At 64.3% G+C, this 18,018-nt stretch carries 16 protein-coding genes and 1 tRNA gene; 6 read left to right on the top strand and 11 right to left on the bottom strand.

What is annotated here, in order from left to right:
- Nucleotides 1–30 precede the first annotated feature (30 nt).
- From sufC to I8N54_RS09060, 6 genes are all read left to right on the top strand, one after another.
- Nucleotides 31–786, top strand: coding sequence for a Fe-S cluster assembly ATPase SufC (gene sufC / locus I8N54_RS09035; protein ID WP_140192878.1), 756 nt, complete (start codon nt 31–33; stop codon nt 784–786).
- A gap of 4 nt (nt 787–790) precedes the next feature.
- Complete coding sequence (locus tag I8N54_RS09040; protein WP_140192877.1) at nt 791–2,089, top strand: SufB/SufD family protein; 1,299 nt, start codon at nt 791–793, stop codon at nt 2,087–2,089.
- A complete protein-coding gene (locus I8N54_RS09045) occupies nt 2,089–2,592 on the top strand; it encodes a YIP1 family protein (protein WP_140192876.1) in 504 nt (167 codons plus the stop codon). The genes I8N54_RS09040 and I8N54_RS09045 overlap by 1 nt, the downstream gene beginning before the upstream one ends.
- 17 nt (nt 2,593–2,609) lie before the next feature.
- Nucleotides 2,610–3,182 carry a YIP1 family protein gene (locus I8N54_RS09050; RefSeq protein WP_198571761.1) on the top strand — a complete coding sequence of 191 codons (573 nt, stop codon included), beginning with the start codon at nt 2,610–2,612 and terminating at the stop codon, nt 3,180–3,182.
- Nucleotides 3,182–4,402, top strand: coding sequence for a cysteine desulfurase (locus I8N54_RS09055; protein WP_140192874.1), 1,221 nt, complete (start codon nt 3,182–3,184; stop codon nt 4,400–4,402). The genes I8N54_RS09050 and I8N54_RS09055 overlap by 1 nt, the downstream gene beginning before the upstream one ends.
- A gap of 73 nt (nt 4,403–4,475) precedes the next feature.
- A tRNA-Arg gene (locus I8N54_RS09060) sits at nt 4,476–4,552 on the top strand.
- Nucleotides 4,553–4,773: 221 nt separating this feature from the next.
- On the opposite strand, the gene I8N54_RS09065 is transcribed toward I8N54_RS09060, so the two are convergent.
- From I8N54_RS09065 to I8N54_RS09115, 11 genes are all read right to left on the bottom strand, one after another.
- Complete coding sequence (locus tag I8N54_RS09065) at nt 4,774–5,412, bottom strand: response regulator transcription factor (RefSeq protein WP_140192873.1); 639 nt, start codon at nt 5,410–5,412, stop codon at nt 4,774–4,776.
- Complete coding sequence (locus I8N54_RS09070) at nt 5,412–7,655, bottom strand: GAF domain-containing sensor histidine kinase (RefSeq protein WP_140192872.1); 2,244 nt, start codon at nt 7,653–7,655, stop codon at nt 5,412–5,414. Before I8N54_RS09070 ends, I8N54_RS09065 begins: the two co-directional genes overlap by 1 nt.
- A 25-nt stretch (nt 7,656–7,680) precedes the next feature.
- Nucleotides 7,681–9,057, bottom strand: a complete 1,377-nt coding sequence (gene allB, locus I8N54_RS09075; protein ID WP_140192871.1) for an allantoinase AllB — start codon at nt 9,055–9,057, stop codon at nt 7,681–7,683.
- Between the two features lie 2 nt (nt 9,058–9,059).
- Nucleotides 9,060–10,055: a DUF6282 family protein gene (locus I8N54_RS09080; RefSeq protein WP_140192870.1), complete on the bottom strand. Its 996-nt coding sequence runs from the start codon at nt 10,053–10,055 to the stop codon at nt 9,060–9,062.
- Between the two features lie 11 nt (nt 10,056–10,066).
- Nucleotides 10,067–11,071 (bottom strand): DUF6282 family protein, encoded by a 1,005-nt coding sequence (locus I8N54_RS09085; RefSeq protein WP_140192869.1) that lies wholly within the window; start codon nt 11,069–11,071, stop codon nt 10,067–10,069.
- Nucleotides 11,068–12,081 carry an oligopeptide/dipeptide ABC transporter ATP-binding protein gene (locus I8N54_RS09090; RefSeq protein WP_140192868.1) on the bottom strand — a complete coding sequence of 338 codons (1,014 nt, stop codon included), beginning with the start codon at nt 12,079–12,081 and terminating at the stop codon, nt 11,068–11,070. Before I8N54_RS09090 ends, I8N54_RS09085 begins: the two co-directional genes overlap by 4 nt.
- On the bottom strand, nt 12,078–13,040 hold the full coding sequence (locus I8N54_RS09095; protein WP_140192867.1) for an ABC transporter ATP-binding protein: 963 nt from the start codon (nt 13,038–13,040) through the stop codon (nt 12,078–12,080). The genes I8N54_RS09090 and I8N54_RS09095 overlap by 4 nt, the downstream gene beginning before the upstream one ends.
- Nucleotide 13,041: 1 nt before the next feature.
- Nucleotides 13,042–13,923: an ABC transporter permease gene (locus tag I8N54_RS09100; protein ID WP_140192866.1), complete on the bottom strand. Its 882-nt coding sequence runs from the start codon at nt 13,921–13,923 to the stop codon at nt 13,042–13,044.
- Nucleotide 13,924: 1 nt separating this feature from the next.
- Nucleotides 13,925–14,944 (bottom strand): ABC transporter permease, encoded by a 1,020-nt coding sequence (locus tag I8N54_RS09105; protein WP_140192865.1) that lies wholly within the window; start codon nt 14,942–14,944, stop codon nt 13,925–13,927.
- Between the two features lie 86 nt (nt 14,945–15,030).
- Nucleotides 15,031–16,659 carry an ABC transporter substrate-binding protein gene (locus tag I8N54_RS09110; RefSeq protein ID WP_140192864.1) on the bottom strand — a complete coding sequence of 543 codons (1,629 nt, stop codon included), beginning with the start codon at nt 16,657–16,659 and terminating at the stop codon, nt 15,031–15,033.
- 388 nt (nt 16,660–17,047) lie between these two features.
- Nucleotides 17,048–17,956: an AraC family transcriptional regulator gene (locus tag I8N54_RS09115; RefSeq protein ID WP_140192863.1), complete on the bottom strand. Its 909-nt coding sequence runs from the start codon at nt 17,954–17,956 to the stop codon at nt 17,048–17,050.
- Between the last annotated feature and the right edge of the window lie 62 nt (nt 17,957–18,018).

Raw genomic sequence — 18,018 nt, forward strand, 5'->3', positions numbered from 1 at the left:
GGGTCGAACCGCTCGCTGGAAGGAGAAAATATGCTTGAGATCAAAGGTCTGGAAGTCAAACTTGAAGAAGAGGACAAGCAGATCCTCAGAGGCGTCGACCTGACTGTCGAGGCGGGCAAGGTCCATGCGATCATGGGGCCGAACGGCTCTGGCAAGTCGACGCTGTCCTACGTCCTCTCCGGCCGCGACGGCTACGAGGTGACGGGCGGGACTGCGACACTCGACGGTGAAGACCTGCTCGACATGGACCCGGAAGAGCGCGCCGCGATCGGCCTGTTCCTGGCGTTCCAGTACCCGGTCGAGATCCCCGGCGTCGGCAACATGACCTTCTTGCGCACCGCCGTGAACGCGCAGCGCAAGGCCCGTGGTCAGGAGGAGGTCAGCTCCAAGGATTTCCTCGCGATGATCCGCGACAAGGCTAAGTCGCTGAAGATCGACCCCGAGATGCTGAAGCGTCCAGTCAACGTCGGCTTCTCCGGCGGTGAGAAGAAGCGCAACGAAATCCTGCAGATGGCGATGCTCGAGCCGAAGATGTGCATCCTCGACGAGACAGACTCCGGCCTCGACGTCGACGCGATGAAGCTCGTCTCCGACGGCGTGAACGCGCTGCGCGACGAGGGCCGCGGCTTCCTCGTCATCACGCACTACCAGCGCCTTCTGAACCACATCCAGCCAGACGTCGTGCACATCATGTCCGACGGCCGGATCGTGAAGACCGGTGGCCCCGAGCTGGCGCTCGAGGTCGAGGAAAGCGGCTACGGCAATATCCTCGGCGAGGTGGCCTGATATGATGCCACGCGCCAAACTGAAGGAGCAGAAGCGCGACGCGACAGAGGCGCGGCTGGCGGGAATGACCCTGCCGGACAGCGCCGGCTGGCTGCGTGACGCGCGCAACGCCGCGCTGGCCCGGGTTACCGACATGGGCCTGCCGCATCCGCGCGACGAATACTGGAAATTCACCAACCCGCGCACGCTGACCGACAGCGAAGTGCCCGCCGCCGCCGTCCTCGAGGACGACGAGGCGGAGATCTTCGACGGTATCGAGAGCCTCAAGATCGTCTTCGTCGATGGTGTCTTCGATGCAGACGCCTCCGACGATCTGTCGCTCGAGGGGATCGAGATCGACCGGCTCGCCAACGCGGCCGGAACCGACATCCACTGGGCGAAGGACCTTTACGGTGTGCTCGAGGCGAAAAGCCATGGCCGGACGGACCGTCCGCTCGCGGCGCTGAACACGGCCTTCGCCACCGACGGTGTCGTGATCCGCGTCACCGGCAAGCCGAGCAAGCCGGTGCGTCTGGTTTACCTCCATAAATCAGAAACTTCCGATGCGTTCCTCCACCACTGCGTGAAGGTCGAGAAGGGGGCGGAGCTCAGCATCCTCGAAAGCGGACCGGGCGCCGCGCGCTTCTCCTCCGGGATGGAAATCGACATCGCCGACGAAGGGGCCTTTCACCTCGTCCGGTCGCAGGGACGCGATCATGAACGTCGCGCGGTGACCGGCACGTTCGCGCGTCTTGGCCGCGAGTCGACGTTCAAGACCTTCACCATGACGGTCAATGGCGTGCTGACCCGCAACGAGGCGGTCGTCGAGATCAACGGCGACGATGCAACGGCGCATATCGCGGGCACATGCCTTGGCGATGGCAAGGACTTCCATCACGACGACACTGTCTTCATCACCCACGACGCGGTGAATTGCGAAAGCCGGCAGGTCTTCAAGAAGGTTCTGCGCAACGGCGCGACGGGCGTCTTCCAGGGCAAGATCCTCGTCCAGCCCGGTGCCCAGAAGACCGACGGCTATCAGATCAGCCAGTCGCTCCTGCTGGATGAGAACGCGACGTTCCTGGCCAAGCCGGAGCTCGAGATCTACGCCGACGACGTGGCCTGTTCGCACGGCTCCACCTCCGGCGCGATCGACCGCGAGGCGATGTTCTACCTGCGCTCGCGCGGTGTCGGGGAACGGCAGGCGACCAACCTGCTGACGATCGCCTTCGTCGCCGAAGCGCTGGCGGAGATCGAGAACCCCGTCTTCGCCGAAGCCCTGCAAGAGCGGCTCGAAGGCTGGCTCTCGCGTCGCTACGGCTGATGCCCGTCACCACGGACATCGTGGCCTCCTGGCGCAGGCCGAGGACCGTCATGCGGCGGTTTCTCGACCAGGGCCAGCGGGAGGACCGGGCGCTCATCTTCCTGATGACCGCCTGTTTCCTGCTGTTCATCGCCCAGTTGCCGCGCCTCAGCCGCATCGTCGCCGGGTTCGAGGAACTGCCGGGCGGCGAAACGCCGGAGTTCACGGCGCTCGTCGCCTACGCATTCTTCGGCTCGATGTTCGTGTTGCCGCTCGTGTTCTACGGGCTTGCCGGGCTCAGCCACCTTGTCGCCCGACCGCTGGGCGGGCAGGGGAGCTGGTTCGGCGCCCGTCTCGCCCTGTTCTGGGCGCTGCTGGCGAGCACGCCGGCCGCATTGCTCTACGGGCTGGTGCGGGGCTTCATCGGTGTCGGCATCCAGGCGGCCCTCGTGGGCTTCATCTGGACCATCGCCTTCGTCGTGATCTGGCTGTTCTGCCTGACCGAAGCGGAAGCCGCCCGCTGATGACGGAGGCCGGGCAGATGCTTCGCCTCATGGTGGCGACCGTGCAGGACCCGCCGCAAGTGGCGCGCGGCATGTTCGGCTTGGGCCTGCCGCGCTCCGTTTTGTGGCCGGCGCTGGCGCTGGTGGTGATCCTGTCGGTTCTGCTGGTCGCCCTCGCCAGCATCGTTCTGCCACCGGTGCCGCGGACCGAGTCGACGATCATGCTGACGCCGATGTCCTACACGCTGATCCTCGCCGGATTGCTGACCATCTCGGTCTTCGCGCTGAACGGGGCGGCACAGATGCTCGGCGGGCACGGCCGGTTCGAGGATTCACTGCTAACCGTCATCTGGGTCACCGCCATTCAGGTCGTCGCCCAGGCGATCCAGATCGTGCTGACCCTCGCCGCACCGTTCCTGTCGGTCGTGTTCCTCACAGCGACGCTTGTCGTGTCGCTTTGGGTGCTCGTCCATTTCATCAACGAAGCGCACAAGTTTAATTCGCTCGGCCGCGCCTTCATGACGATCGTCGTGTCGGTGATCGGCGTGATTGTCGGCTCGACGATGTTGCTGAGCCTCATCTCCGCCATCGCCGGCAGAGGAGTATTCTGATGTATGATGTCGCTGCCATCCGCGCCGACTTCCCCATCCTGTCGCGGGAGGTGAACGGCAAGCCGTTGACCTACCTCGACAACGGGGCCTCCGCCCAGAAGCCGCAGGTCGTGATCGACGCGATCACCCGGGCCTATTCGCAGGAGTATGCCAACGTCCATCGCGGCCTGCACTTCCTGTCCAACCTCGCCACCGAGAAGTACGAGGCGGTCCGTGGCACTGTCGCCCGGTTCCTGAACGCACCGTCCGAGGACGAGATCGTGCTGAATTCCGGCACGACGGAGGGCATCAACCTCGTCGCCTACGGCTGGGCCATGCCGCGCATGGAAGCCGGGGATGAGATCATCCTGTCGGTGATGGAGCATCACGCCAACATCGTGCCCTGGCATTTCCTGCGCGAACGGCAAGGGGTGAAGCTGGTGTGGGTCGACACGGCACCCGACGGCTCGCTCGATCCGCAGGCGGTGCTCGACGCGATCACGCCGCGCACGAAGCTGATTGCCGTGACGCAATTGTCGAACGTGCTCGGCACGCGTGTCGATGTGAAGGCGATCGCCGCCGGCGCCCATGCGCAGGGCGTTCCCGTTCTCGTCGACGGCAGTCAGGGCGCGGTTCATGCGCCCGTCGACCTCACCGACCTCGACGTCGATTTCTACGCGATCACCGGTCACAAGCTCTACGGTCCGTCCGGGTCCGGCGCGATCTGGATCAAGAAGGAGCGGATGGCCGAGATGCGCCCGTTCCTCGGTGGCGGCGACATGATCCGCGACGTCAGCAAGGACGAGGTGACCTACGCCGACCCACCGATGAAGTTCGAGGCCGGGACACCCGGCATCGTCCAGACCATCGGCCTTGGCGTCGCGCTCGAATACCTGATGACGATCGGCATGGACCGGATCGCTGCCCACGAGGCGACCTTGGCAACCTATGCACAGGAGCGGTTCGCCGGGCTGAACTGGCTTAAGCTGCAGGGCAATGCGCCGGGCAAGGCGGCGATTTTCTCCTTCACGCTGGACGGCGCGGCGCACGCGCACGACATCTCGACAGTGCTCGACAAGCGCGGCGTCGCGGTGCGCGCCGGCCACCATTGCGCGGGTCCGCTTATGGATCACCTCGGCGTGACGGCCACCTGCCGGGCGAGCTTCGGCATGTACAACACCACCGAGGAGGTCGACACGCTGGTCTCTGCTCTGGAGCTCTGCCACGACCTGTTCGCCTGACGGCAAACTTCTCCTCACGCCGCCGGATAACCCGTTGCGCCGGGATCCCCGTGCCGCTATAGACCGCCCGCAGGCACCCGTAGCTCAGCTGGATAGAGCGCTGCCCTCCGAAGGCAGAGGCCATAGGTTCGAATCCTATCGGGTGCGCCATTAAATCAACGGCTTAGCAACTTTCGATCTGACATCGGTTCGGTTTCGGTTCCGATGTCGCCGCTTTAGTCGTCTTGGATTCGTTCTTCCCTCATCTGCTGAGCGTCTTCTGAAACTGATGAGATGTGGTCTTGCTGATCCGCTGAGAGGCAGACCCGCTTGCTGCCTCCCGGCAGGATGTAGCCTTGTGGGGCAATTACGGAAAAGTCCTCAAGACCGCTTCAGATCAGCCCTCGTCGTATTGCTTCAGCGACAGCTTGAACGCGGTTATTCGCGTGAAGCTTCATGCATACGTCCTGAATCCTGCGCTTGACCGTCACTTCCGTCATGTGGAGCTGGTCGGCGATGTCCGACGTCCGGCCTCCCTCGGCGAGGATGCGAAGCATTTCGACGTCCTTCGGGTTCAGTCCGCTGTCCTGCCTGACCTGCTGATCCGCGAAACGGCTGTATTCTTCCATCATAGTCGAGATCAGCTCCTCCGACAGAGTCCGACCGTTGCGATGGACAGTCCGGATCGCGTCGGCCAGCGTCTCGTAGGAATTGGACTTCAGCAGGTAGGCGTCCGCTTGCGCCGCGAGTGCGCCCACGAGGTACTCCCGATCTTCGTAGGTCGACAGGATCACGCAGGCGGGCGGGTTATCGACGGACTTGAGCTTGCGGACCAGTTCGATGCCGTCGGTCGCGCCGAGCCGGATGTCGACGGTAATCACATCAGGCGCGCTCGAGCGGGCCAAGTCTCTTGCGTCCCTGGCGTTTCCGGCTTCGGACACCACAGTGATGTCTTCTTCGTCCTCGAGAACACTTCGGACGCCTTGCCGGAAGATCTCATGATCGTCGACGATCATCACCCGGATTGTCATTATGCAGCCTGTTGCCGTGGAAGTCTGAGTTCGAGACGTGTGCCTGTCCCCGGGATGGCGGAGAGGACGAGCTCGGCACCGATCGCGTGGCTTCTCTCGCGCATACCGATAAGGCCGAGACCGCCTTGCGCCGCATCTTCCGAAAATCCGCGCCCGTCATCTTCGATTGAAACCGTGACTATGTCGCTGTCGAAGGCAACGACGAGAGCCAGCTTGCGAGCATCCGCATGGCGGACGCAGTTCTGGCAAGCCTCCTGGATGATCCGGTAGATCGCCAGTTCGATGTCAGCGGTCAGCGGGCGTGGTGTTCCGATCACCTGCATGTCGACTTTGAGGTTAGTGATCCGCCGAAGCCCGCCCGCGTGATTTTCGAGGGCTGCTACAAGGCCCATCTCGTCGAGCAGCGTGGGCCGGAGCGCGTAAATTATCTGCTTCATCTCGTTGAGCGTCGCGTCGAGCGTGCGCTGGCATTCGGTCGTTCGCCGCTCGAGGTCGGGCTGGTCGGAGACGCGCCGCCGGATACTCTGAAGCTGGTAAGTCGCGGCAAGGATCGACTGTGCGGCGCTGTCGTGCAGGTCATGGGCGATCCGCTTGCGCTCGGTCTCCTGGATATCGACGAGCCGCCGCCACAAAGCTCGCAGAGCTTCAGCCTTTTCGCTGATATCCTGATGAGCCTGCTCGAGCTGCCGGGTCCGCTCGGTCACTTTCAGCTCCAGCGCAGAGCTGAGGTGGCGGGCAGCGTCGTAGAGCCGAGCATTCTCGATCGCGACGACAGCCTGCTCCGCGAAGGCCCGGACGATCCGCTCATGGTCGGCGCTGAAGAAGCCGGGCTCCGGCCAGTCGACGCAGAGCCAGCCGATACAATCCGTACCGTGGACCAAGGGAGCCGCCAGCCAGGAAACGATCTGCTCCGTCCCCGGCTGCCAAGTCCAGAACTCGTGTTCCCGCACGTCGGCAAGGCGGAGTGTTTCATGATTTTCGACGACCGGCTTTGCCAGTGGCGTCTCACCGACGTCGAAGGAATGGCTCAGCACAAGGTCGTTGTCGGGAAACCCGACCGCCGCGACTACGCGCATCCGTCCGTCGTCCGACCTGAGGGTCACGCGACTTCCGCAATAGGGCACGACCCGTCGCAACTCCCGCAGCACGGCGTCGAGGACATATCGCGGTTCGAGTTGGGAGGAGATGATGCGCGACACCTCCGCCAGCGTCGATGAAAGCTGCCGCTCCGCGCGTTCGGCGGCGAAGAGCCTCTGCTGTTCGATCACCGGCGCAATCTGGTCGGCGACTGTCTGCAACAGGATGACGTCCTGCCTCGGAAAGGCCGCGTGTTCCTCACTCTGGATATCGAGAACGCCAATGACCCGCTGTCCGATGCGCAAAGGCAGCGCGAGCTCCGAGGCCGTCGCGGGAAGCGCCCTGTTGGCGACGAAATGAGGGTCGCGGGACACGTCGGGCGAATTCCACAGTTGTCCGGTTTCGGCCACGCGTCCGATAATGCCCTGGCCAACGCGAACACTGGGGCTCGATTTCGCCATCTGCTCGGCGTGGGGGCTGTCAGCATGGCTGAGACGCACGGTGCCCTCCGGCGCGTTCGTCAGCAGGATCTGGATATGGTCGTAGCCGAGCGACTGTCGCAGCAGCCGGCAGATTTCTTCGAACAACGCCGCTTGGTCGTGGGTGGTCGTCAGCCGCTGGCCGAGCTTGTGGATGAGCGACAGGTGGCCCCGGATATGGTCAATCTGCTGCCTTTGGGAAAAGCTGTCGATCCGGCCTGCCATTTCATCGGCGATCAGGTCGACCAGAGCCGAGGCATCCGTCGTGTCGGAGGACCGGCGCGGCAGCCCCATGAGTACGGTCCCGACCCGCCCGTCCGGCGTGTCCAGCCGCGATGTCGCGAGCCGGCACCCATGGGCGACACTCTGTGTGGCGATCGGACCCGGATCGCAGGATCCGAGCTGACCCTTCAGGCCCGACATCATGCGATGGAGCGGCGCGGGGACCTGGCCTTCGACGATCAGCATCGCGTCCGCCTCATGACCGAGGATGATGGCACCCCATTGCGCTCCGGCGATCTTCAGTCCACGCACGAGCCGCCGTCGCAGTTCCCCGATCTCGATGCTGTTGATCGACAAGTTGCGCAACCGGTTGAGCCGGGACGCGTAGAGACCTTCCTCGTCATCGCGGTACATCGGACGGGGGGCGCCAGTTCCTGGCTCGACCGCTCCGTTCGTCACTAGCATTCCCACGTCCGTGTCCGCCTTTATCTCAATCAGTCAGTGCCGTTGCAGGAACATCCGCGACCGCATTCAGGAACCTTCCACCACCGACAGGCGCCGCACCAAGACCTTCCCCGTGGATCATTTTACCACGCAGGAAGGTTGCGTCGACAGTGCCCCTGAAAGTCTGCCCGGCATAGGCACTGTGAGGGTGCCGATAGGCGAGATCCGACGCCTTCAGCGTGAATGCCTTGTCCAGGTCGACGATGACCAGATCCGCATCGGAACCGGGCGCGATGGTTCCCTTCCTGGGGTACTGGCCGAGCAGGCGAGCCGGGTTCGCCGACATCATCCGTGCGACGGCACTTAGCGGCAGGCCCCGTCGGTGGACGCCCTCTGTCAGGATCGCGTTAAGCCCGGATTGGATGCCCGAAATGCCACCCCATGCCTTGAAGATGTCGTCGGTGCCTGCCTCCTTGTCAGCGAGCGGGCACGGGGAGTGGTCCGATGCGATGATATCGACGTCTCCGCTCAGCACGCGTGCCCACAATTCCTCGCGGATTTCGGCGGACCGAAGGGGCGGGGCGCACTTCGCGAAGGGGCCGACGGTATGGAGATCATCCTCGGTAAAGAACAGGTAGTGAGGACAGGTTTCGTTCGTGACATCTTGCCTGGCCTCCCGCGCGGCGGTGACGAGGTCGATACCTTCGGCCGTCGAGACATGGACGATGTGGAGCCGGCAACCCACACCGGCGGCCAGCGCGATTGCCGACGCGATCGCCCTGACCTCTGCCTCCACCGGGCGGGCTTCGCCCCAAGCCTTCGGATCACGCCGACCATCCGCGATCAGGGTGCGGGTCAGCCGAGAGGTCAGTGCCTCGTCTTCGGCGTGAACGGCGAGAAAGGATCCCGCCTGTCGTATCCTTCTCGCCCCGATATGGAGGTCATCAATGGAGACATGGGGAAACTCGTCCGATCCTCGGCACATGAATGCTTTGAACCCGGTGACGCCTTCCCGCGCGAGGGGTCCGATCTCATGCTCGTTTCCGGGCACGACGCCGCCCCACAGGGTATAATCCACGACCGAGGTCCGCGCCGACTCCAGCTTCAGGCGAAGCGCGGAAACGTCCGTGGTCGGGGGTATCGCGTTCAGCGGCATCTCGGCGACAGACGTGATGCCACCAGCCGCGGCTGACCGGCTGCCGGTCAGCCAGCCTTCCCAGTCACGTCCGGGCTCGGAAAAGTGGACATGCGGATCAACGAGGCCGGAGAGCAGCACGCGCCCCCCGACCTCGACGACGTCACCCGGCCGGTCCGGCGTGCCTTCGACGACCTCTGTCACAACACCGCCCGCCACGACAACGCCGCCCAGGAAGTCGGCATCTTCCGTCACCACGCGAGCGTTGCGAAAGTAAGTCGCAGACATGCTCAGTCGTCCAGACCGATGAGGCGCGCCGGGTTCGTGGCGGTCATCGTGCGGATCTCCTCGACCGAGAATCCGAAGTAGAGCAACATCGAAATCATCATCCTCATGCCTTCGACTGGCGACGGCAGCACCCGCACGCCATAGTCCGTCGCCAGAACAAACTGCTCGGGCCCCACGTCGCGAATACCCTGCATCCAGCGCATCGCCTTGCCGTGGACGACAGAGTGCATGTCCATCAGCTCCCGCTCCACGTAGTAATGGGTGTGCGGCATTGCGGGGCCGCCGAAGTCGACGGCGCAGGCTTCGAGGAACACACCCTTCGCGGCAAGGGATTTCTGATCTTCGATGGACAAGAGCGCTCGGGCGGGGTGGGCGACGAGGATCTTCGCGACACCGGCGGCCTGCGCGAGTTCGACAATGCGCAACGCTTCTTCACCCGAGACATGCCCGGTGTTGAGATACACCTCGGGCCGCTCCGCCACCATGTCGAGGATTTCCTTCAGCGCGTCCGGCGGCTCGCCTTCGAGCGGAATTCGGATCGCCCTTGCCAGCTCCTTTTCCGAGAAGCCGGGCACAGCGTCCTTGAAAGGCACGAGTTTGCCATCGACGAGCGCGGACTCGGTCAGCGCCGAATGATAGGTACAGTGCGAACCGAAGGAGATCATCCGGCAGCCGTCGCCGAGGTTCAGTGCCGTCTTCACAGCGCGGGGGTTCATCCCGTCATGGCAAGAGTTCATCAGGTAGCCGCCGAACGTGCGGAAATCTCTTACAAAACGGTTCACCATCCACGCGGTGCCGGAGGCCCAGCCGAAGACGTCGTAGTAGAGTACGGTACGAAGTCCCGCGTCGCGGGCCATCTCCGCCACCTGAATCGGGTCGAAGTGCCCGGGGTTCGAGCGCAGGACCGGGCCCGCATGGACGTGGCTGTCAATGGCGCCGATCAGCAGCTCCTCTGGCAGTTCCATCGTCCGGTTGTAGAAAGGTTCGTAAGTTGCCATGTCGCTGCCCCTCACGCCGCTTCCAGGCCGAGCAGCCGGGCCGGGTTGTGAGCGGTCATGGTTCGGATCTCCTCAGGCGTGAACTCGTAGTCGAGCAGGGTGGTGATGAGCGTGCGCATCCCTTGCACGGCGGAGCTTGCCGCGCGGATGCCGTAGTCGGTGCCGAGCACGAAATGCTCGGGTCCGACCTCTCGGATGTCAGCCATCCACTGTGCCGCCGAAGGCCGCATCCGAGGCAGGTCGCCCGAGCGGTCCATGTATTCGCGCTCCACGTAGTAGTGCGTGCGCGGCGCGTGGGGGTAGAGCCAGTCGACAAGACACCCCTCGAGGAATGCGCCACGGCGCGCGGCGGCTTTCTGTTCTTCGACCGACAACTGCTGACGGGCAGGGTGGGCGATAAGCACTTTCTGCACCTTGAATTCCTCGGCGAGGTCAAGGATGCGCAGCACCTCCGGCCCCGAGACATGGCCCGTATTGAGGTAGACGTCCGGATGATCGGCGACCATCTGGAAGATCTCGGCGAGGTCGTCGGAGATCGGCCCCTCGGTCGGGATCTTTACGGCGCGGGGCATCTCCTCTTCGGCGAACTTAGGGTAGGCGTCCTTCAGCGGTACCAGTTCTCCGTCGATGAGCGCGGATTCCCGGCTGGCCTGAAAGTGCGTGCAGTGCGAGCCGAAACTGATGAAGCAACAGCCGCCTTCCATGTAGAGGGCGGTGCGGACCGAGCGCGGGTTGATGCCGCCGTGACAGGAATTCATCAGGTACCCGCCGAAGGTCTGGATGCCCGGAACGTGACGATTGACCATCCATGCCGTGCCCGACGCCCAGCCGAACACGTCGTAGAAGACGATCGCCCGCATCCCGGCCTCGCGCGCCTCGATGGCGGCTTCGAACGGATCCTGGTGGCCGGGATTGGACCGCAGCACCGGGCCGGCATGGACGTGGCTGTCGATGGCGCCGACCAGCAGTTCGGAAGGCAGGTCCATCGACCTGTTGTAGAACGTCTCGGAGATCATGGGGTGGGTACTTTCCTCTTGGCGTCGGATGTTTCGGGGACAAGGCCGGCTGCGACCTCTTCGGCGCGCCAGCAGGCGACACGGTGGCCGCCCTCAAGTCGGGCGATCGGAGGCTGGGCGCGGCAGCGGTCTACTGCGAAGGGGCACCGGCTGCGTAGGGCGCATTCGCCGGCCTTCACGTCGCGCAGCGACAGTTCGCCCTTGAGGGCGACCGGAGGCTGGGGGCGGGGGTGTATTCGAGGTGCGGCGTCAAAGAGCGCGCGTGTGTAAGGATGGGCGGGACGCGACAATACGGTCTCGGTCGGGCCTTCCTCTACGATCCGGCCCATGTACATGACCATGACCCGCTCGCACATGTAGCGCACGACAGCCATGTCGTGGCTGATGAACAGGAAGCTCGTGCCGACCTCGCTTTTCAGGTCGCGCAGGGTCCGAAGGACCTGCGCCTGCACCGAGACGTCCAGCGCCGAAGTCGGCTCGTCCAGGACGATGAGGTCGGGGTCGCAGGCGAGCGCCCGCATGATCGCCACCCTCTGCCGCTCGCCACCCGACAACTGGTGCGGATGGCGATCGAGCGCCTGAGCGTCTAGTCCGACCAGCGTCGTGAGATGGCGGAGACGATCGGCTTCCTCCGCCCGTGGCACCACCTTGAAGTTGCGCAAGGCCTGCGAGACGAAAGCGCGCACCGTCATGCGCGGGTTGAGGCACGTCTCGGGCCGCTGGAATACAATCTGAACGGCGCGGCGGAACCGGCGCAGCGCATCGCCTGACAGCCGGTTCATTACCGTATCGTTCACGCGAATGTCGCCTTCGTCAGGCTGGTCAAGGCCCACGATGCAGCGGCCGAGGGTGCTCTTGCCGCAGCCGCTTTCGCCGATCAGCCCGAGGGTTTCGCCGCGCTTCATCTCGAACGAGACGCCGCGGACGCCGACGCTCATCGCTTCCGGGTCGGCGGGATTGGTGAACAGGCGGCTGACACCACGGATAGACAGGACGGGCAGGTCGCTCATGCCGGCTCCTCCGCGTGCAGGATGCAGTGAACGGTCTGGCCGGGGCGCGTGACTTCCGGGGGACGTCCGGCGTCGCAGGCCGCCTTCGCGTGGGGGCAGCGGTGCGAGAAGCGGCAGCGCTCATGCCCCGGCGGTCCGCCCCAGACGGTGCCTTTCAGCGGAACCAGTTCGCGCGGGGCGTCGAGGTCAGGGACCGCCTCGATCAGGCCGTTGGTATAGGGATGCAGGGGTGTCGCGAAGATCCGGTCGCGCTCGCCCGTCTCAACGAGCTGGCCGGCGTGCATGATCGACAACCGCGCGCAATGTTCGGACACCAGCGACAGATTGTGCGCGATCAGCACGATCGCGAGGTCCCGCTCTCGGCAAAGCCCGGTGAGGAAGCGCAAGAGCTCGCCCTCGGTCGTGACATCCAGCGCGGTTGTCGGCTCGTCCGCGATCAGCAGGCGCGGGTTCGTCGCCAGCGCACAGGCCATCGCCACGCGCTGCGCCTGTCCGCCGCTGATCTGGTGGGGATACTTGTGACCGTGGTCGGCATGGTTCAGCCCGACCACGCGGAACAGCTCGGTCACTTCGCTGCGCAGATTGCGGCGATGGCCGGCCTTGCGCAGCGTGCGCTCAACCTGCCGACCGGCGGTCAGGAACGGGGTCAGCGCGCCCTTGGCATTCTGGAACAGCAGCGCCGCGCCGTGTGATAGGGGACGCCGCAGCGCCCGCTGGTCCCTTGCATCGCGGCGGGTGCCGTCGAAGGTCACTTCCCCCGACACGACGTCCAGACCCGGCGCGGCAAGTCCGACGGCCGTCATCATGGAGATCGACTTGCCCGAGCCGCTCTCGCCGACGAGGCCATAGACCTCGCCCGGTCTGACCGAAAGCGAAAGGCCGTCGACAATGCGGGTCCGCTCGCCGCCGCGGGTGGAGTCGATAGACAGGTTCTCGATGGAGAAGATCGCGTCGGTCATTTCAACGCTCCATCCGGCGGGGGTCGAGCCGCCCTTCGAGGCAGTCACCCAAGAGGTTCAGGCTGAAGATCGCCGCGACGAGGACGAGACCAGGCGCCACGCTCATCCACCACGCCCCCTGCGCCAGGTAGTTGGTGCCCTCCGCGACCATCACGCCGAGGTCCGGAGTGGGCGGTCGTATCCCGATACCGAGGAACGACAGTACGGCGACATTGCCGACAGCGGCCGCGAGGTTCAGCGAGGCATGGACGATGATCGGCCCCAGCGTGTTGGGCATCAGGTGGCGGAAGATGATCGACGCCTCCGTCGCGCCGGAGCAGCGGGCGGCGTCAATGTATTCCAGCGTCTTCTTGCGCAGCGCCTCGCCCCGGATGACCCGGGCGTAGGTGGGGATGTTGATGATGACCGTGACGACGACGATGGAAAACACGCCCGGTCCCAGCACGAGGACCAGCACCATCGCCACCAGCAGCAGCGGGAACGACTGGACAATGTCGACCAGCCGCATCACCACCTCGTCGATCCAGCCGCCGAGGTAGCCGCAGATCAGCCCGATGAACGAACCGATGACGACTGCTCCGGCCACTCCGACGCCTGCCACGATGAAGTCGATCCGGAGCGAGGTAATGGTCCGCGAGAAGACATCGCGCCCGAAGTGGTCGGTGCCAAGCCAATGAGCGGCCGACGGCGCCTGCAGAGTGTCCGGTGTGGTCAGCAGCGGGTCGTGTGTGACGAGCCACGGCCCGACCAGGGACAGCAGGAGCAGTAGCGCCAGCAGGATCGTGCCTGCAAGGCCAAGCCAGTCGCCGCCGAACACGTCGCGGTAGAGACGGGTGGCAAGCGGCTTGCGGCGCGCGTCGTTGGGGGTCGTGTCCAGCGCCATTTCAGTGCTGGATCCGGGGATCGATAAGGACATAGCAGAGGTCGACAAGCAGGTTGGTCAGCGCCACGGCGGACGCGATCAGCAGGATACAGGTGGAGACGGGGGCCATGTCCGACGTGGTGATCGCGGTCACCACGTAACGGCCAAGCCCCGGCCAGGCGAAAACAGTTTCCACGATAGCGGCGCCGGCCAGCACGTTGCCGACAATGAAGCCGAAGGTGGTCACGATCGGAACGAGAGCTCCTCGGAACGCGTCCCCGAGCATCACCTGCCGGGCCGAGAGGCCGAGCGCCCGGCCGAAGGTGACGTAATCCTCGCGCAGCGCCTCGCTCATCGCCGACCGGGTGACCCGCGCGATCGGAGAGACCACGCCGAGTCCCAGTACGAAGGCCGGCAACATGAGCTGGCGGAAGGCAGCGCCGGCTGTTTCCCATCGCCCGGCGAGCAGTGCGTCGACCGTCAGGAAGCCGGTGACGGTGGGCGGCGGGATCTGCATTGGCGACAGCCGGCCGACCGGGGTCGGCACCGCGCGCAACTGGAAATAGAGGTAGTAGATCAGTACGACGCCGAGCCAGAAGGCAGGGATGGACTGCGCCAGAAGGTTCAGGACGCGCACGCCGTCGTCGATGCGACGACCGTACCAGATAGCCCCGATGATGCCGAGCGGCAGCCCGACCGCCACGCCGAAGACCAGCCCGTAGACCGAGAGCTCGAGCGTTGCCGGGATGCGGATTGCGAGGTCCGCAGCGACGGAGTTGCCAGTACCAAAAGAGGTGCCGAAATCGCCTTGGAAGACTGACGCGAGGTAGCGCGCGTACTGCACCACGAGAGGTTGATCGAGACCCATCTGGCGACGCATCTCGGCCCGCTGTTCATCGGTGATGTCGGGATACTTGCTCGTCACCGGGTCGGAGGGCAGCAGGTAGGCCATCGAGAAGGCGATGGCGCTGACGCCGATCAGCACGAGGATGCTGATGGCAAGGCGCCGGGCCGCGTAAAGGGCGAGGGGCGGGATGGTCATGGAACGGCGGCCTCGAAAGATGTCGTCGGACATGGACTTTTGGGGGTGCCGGGGCAGGCATCGCAGCCCGCCCCGGCGGGGGCAGCTCACTCGCAGGGCCGCAGCCATGAGAAGGCGATGCTGCCCCAGGGGAACTTGTTGACGTTGCACACGCTGCTCGATGCGGCGATCGACCAGTTCACCTGGTAGAGCGGCGCGGCAAGCCGGTCCCCGACAAGGATGTCGAGCACCTCGTTCTGCAGCTCCATGTAGGCAGCTTCGTCCTCCTGCGGGATCAGCAGGGCTTGCAATACGTCTTCGTCCAGCGTCGCGTTGGAATACTGGATGTGGTTGGTCGCGCTGTCGGTGCGATACATCCAGTAGGCCCAGTACATGAAGTCGTTCCACCACGGTCCCATGGAGTGGATCGAGACGTCGAGGTCACGCTGGCCCCACGCGATCTCGTCGAAGGCGTTCTGGGTGAGGGGCCGGATCTCCATCTCCATCCCGATCTCGCGCAACGCGTCCTGGATGATGACCGCAGCGGCCATGTGGGTGGAGCCGTTGACGACCGGCACCTCGAAGCTCGGGACGTCCTCGCCGTAGCTGCTTTCTGCGACCAGCGCCTGCGCGGCCTCGATATCGCGGCTGAACAGCTCGTTCGGTTCGTAGCCGGGCGTGTTCACGCCGACGAGGTTCTGGACCGGCGTACAGAAACCGGCGCAAACTTCGGTGACAATCCGGTCGTAGGGGATCGCCTTGATGACAGCCTCGCGGATCGCCGGGTCGTCGAACGGCGGGTACTCCGGGTCCCAGCGGAGTACGGCGACATCCTGTTGCGACGGAACGGAGAAGACCTTCACGTTCTCCGAGTCCTCGAGAACCGAATATTCGTTCGGCGTCAGGCTGGCGAAGCTGGCTTCGCCGCTGTCCATCAGCAGCATTCGCGTCTGCGGGTCGGGCACCACGCGGAACATGACTTCGGCGTAGTAGGGCTTCGCCTCACCCCAGTAGTCCGTGTTGGCCGTCGCGATCAGGTATTCGCCTGACTGGCTGTCGCCGAGCATATAGGGGCCGGAGCCCATAGCGTTACTGCGAATCCAGTCCACGCACCACTCGTCACCGTCTTCGCGGCCGGCCTCGCACGCGGCCTTCGACATCACGGTCAGCGACATGGAGGCGAAGTTTCGCAGGCTGTAGCGGCCAAGGCCGTCGGGATAGGTGAAGACGATCGTCTGGTCGTCCACGACCTCCATCTGGTCGACATCGAAGATGCCGCCGGTCTCGATCTGGGTCGTGCCCCAGCCCATCCGCCCGACGAGCGCCCGTTCGATCGACCAGTACACGTCCTCGGCCGTGACCGGTGAGCCGTCCCAGAAGGTCGCGTCCGGGTTCAGGTGGAAGGTCAGTGTGGTGTTGTCATCCGAGATCTCCCAGCTGTCGGCCAGTCGCGGCACGATGTCGGTCTGGTCGGCAATCCCGGTCTCCGGATCGATGGCGTAGGTCACGAGCGTGTCGAAGAACTCCATAGACAGCTGGCCCATGAAGGCGGAAGTATTCTGCGGATCCAGCGTCGCGGGGTACTCATGGTGCAGGTAAACGAGGCGCGGCCCGCTTCCGACCATGTCGTCGTCCAGTGGCGTTGGAGCGAAGCTCTGCGCCATTGCCGGCGACGAGGCTACGGCGAGCGTCGCGCCCGCCAGGAATAGTCCGAGACGTCTCTTGCAGTCGGCCATACGTGTAGGTCCTCTCACTGTTGAGTTGGCTGCCCGCTCTGCACGGGCCTTATTTTTCTGAGGAGAGCCTGTCGCACCTTCCGATCGACGGATAGTTCACGGACGTCTCAAAGCGCGATCCGAAAGTCTCAATGCAAAAATATCGAGAGGGCCTGCTCTCGGAAATCGCAGCAAGCCCGTTCTTCGACAGCTCGCTTTACCATGTGTGTCGTCGGAGATGGGTGAAGAGCCGCCTTTCACTGCACACAGGACGAAAGGCAGAGATGCGCAGAATGAAAGCATCTTGAGAAAACTCATGACGCCGCATCCTTAAACATGGACGGCTCAGATCTGCCGTCTGGGGAAAAAGGTGACCGAAGTGGGTCGCCCTGCGATGCGATTTGGTGGGTCACCCTTGGGCGTTGGCGAAGGCTCCTGGTGGGCTGCCTGTATGACGAACGAATGCCACGCTGAACGCACTCGCTGACCCATAGCCGACTTCGCGCGCGATCTCGGCGATCGGGGCTGTCTTCTTCATCAGCATGTCCTTGGCCAACGCCATGCGCCAACTGGTGACATATTCCATAGGGGCCGTGCCGATGTCGCGGTGAAACCTCTCGTAGAACGTCGATCGCGACATCGCAGCGGACTTTGCCAGGGCGGCGACCGAATGCGACCGCCCGGGATTCGCATGGATCTCACGCAAGGCGACCGAAAGCTGAGGGTCGGCCAGTCCACGCAGCAATCCGGGAGACGCGATGGTGTCGGCGTTCGAGCGAAGCGCCTCGATCAGCAGCAGCTCCAACAGGCGCCCCAGGACCATGTCGCGGGCCATGCGGCCACTGCGCGTCTCGTCATCGATCATCTGCACGAGCTGCATCAGCCGGTCCTGGCCCCGGACATGCACGATATCGGGCAACAGCGACACGAGTAGCGGCCGATCGCGCGAGGCAAAGGAGCAGTGACCGACCAGCATGATCACGTCAGTGGGCGCCTCGGGATCACCTTGCCGTATGACGCCGGGGCTGACCTCCTGCCATCGGGTCGTTACCTGCCGCCCCGGCGGCACGAGGCCGGTTATCTCGAAATCGAAGATCTCGGGTACCAGCACGAAATCACCGGCCTCCAGCCGGATCGGATCACGTCCAGATGGGGTCAGCAGGCACCCGCCCGCAACCATAGCGCAATAGAAGGGGTTGCCCATTTCCGTGCGTTCCACCCTCCAGTCTCCGCCCGCCGTCACTCGCTTGGATATAGACGGGACGGGTTTGAGCAGGCTGACGACAACTGTGAGAGGATCGCTCATGACTTCGGACATACGCTAATCATTTCAGGATTATCTATTATAGAAAGTCCGGGGCAGGCCGTCCATCTCCTCAT

Origin of the sequence: Pelagovum pacificum (genome assembly GCF_016134045.1) — a bacterium.
Classification (GTDB): Bacteria; Pseudomonadota; Alphaproteobacteria; order Rhodobacterales; family Rhodobacteraceae; genus Oceanicola; species Oceanicola pacificus_A.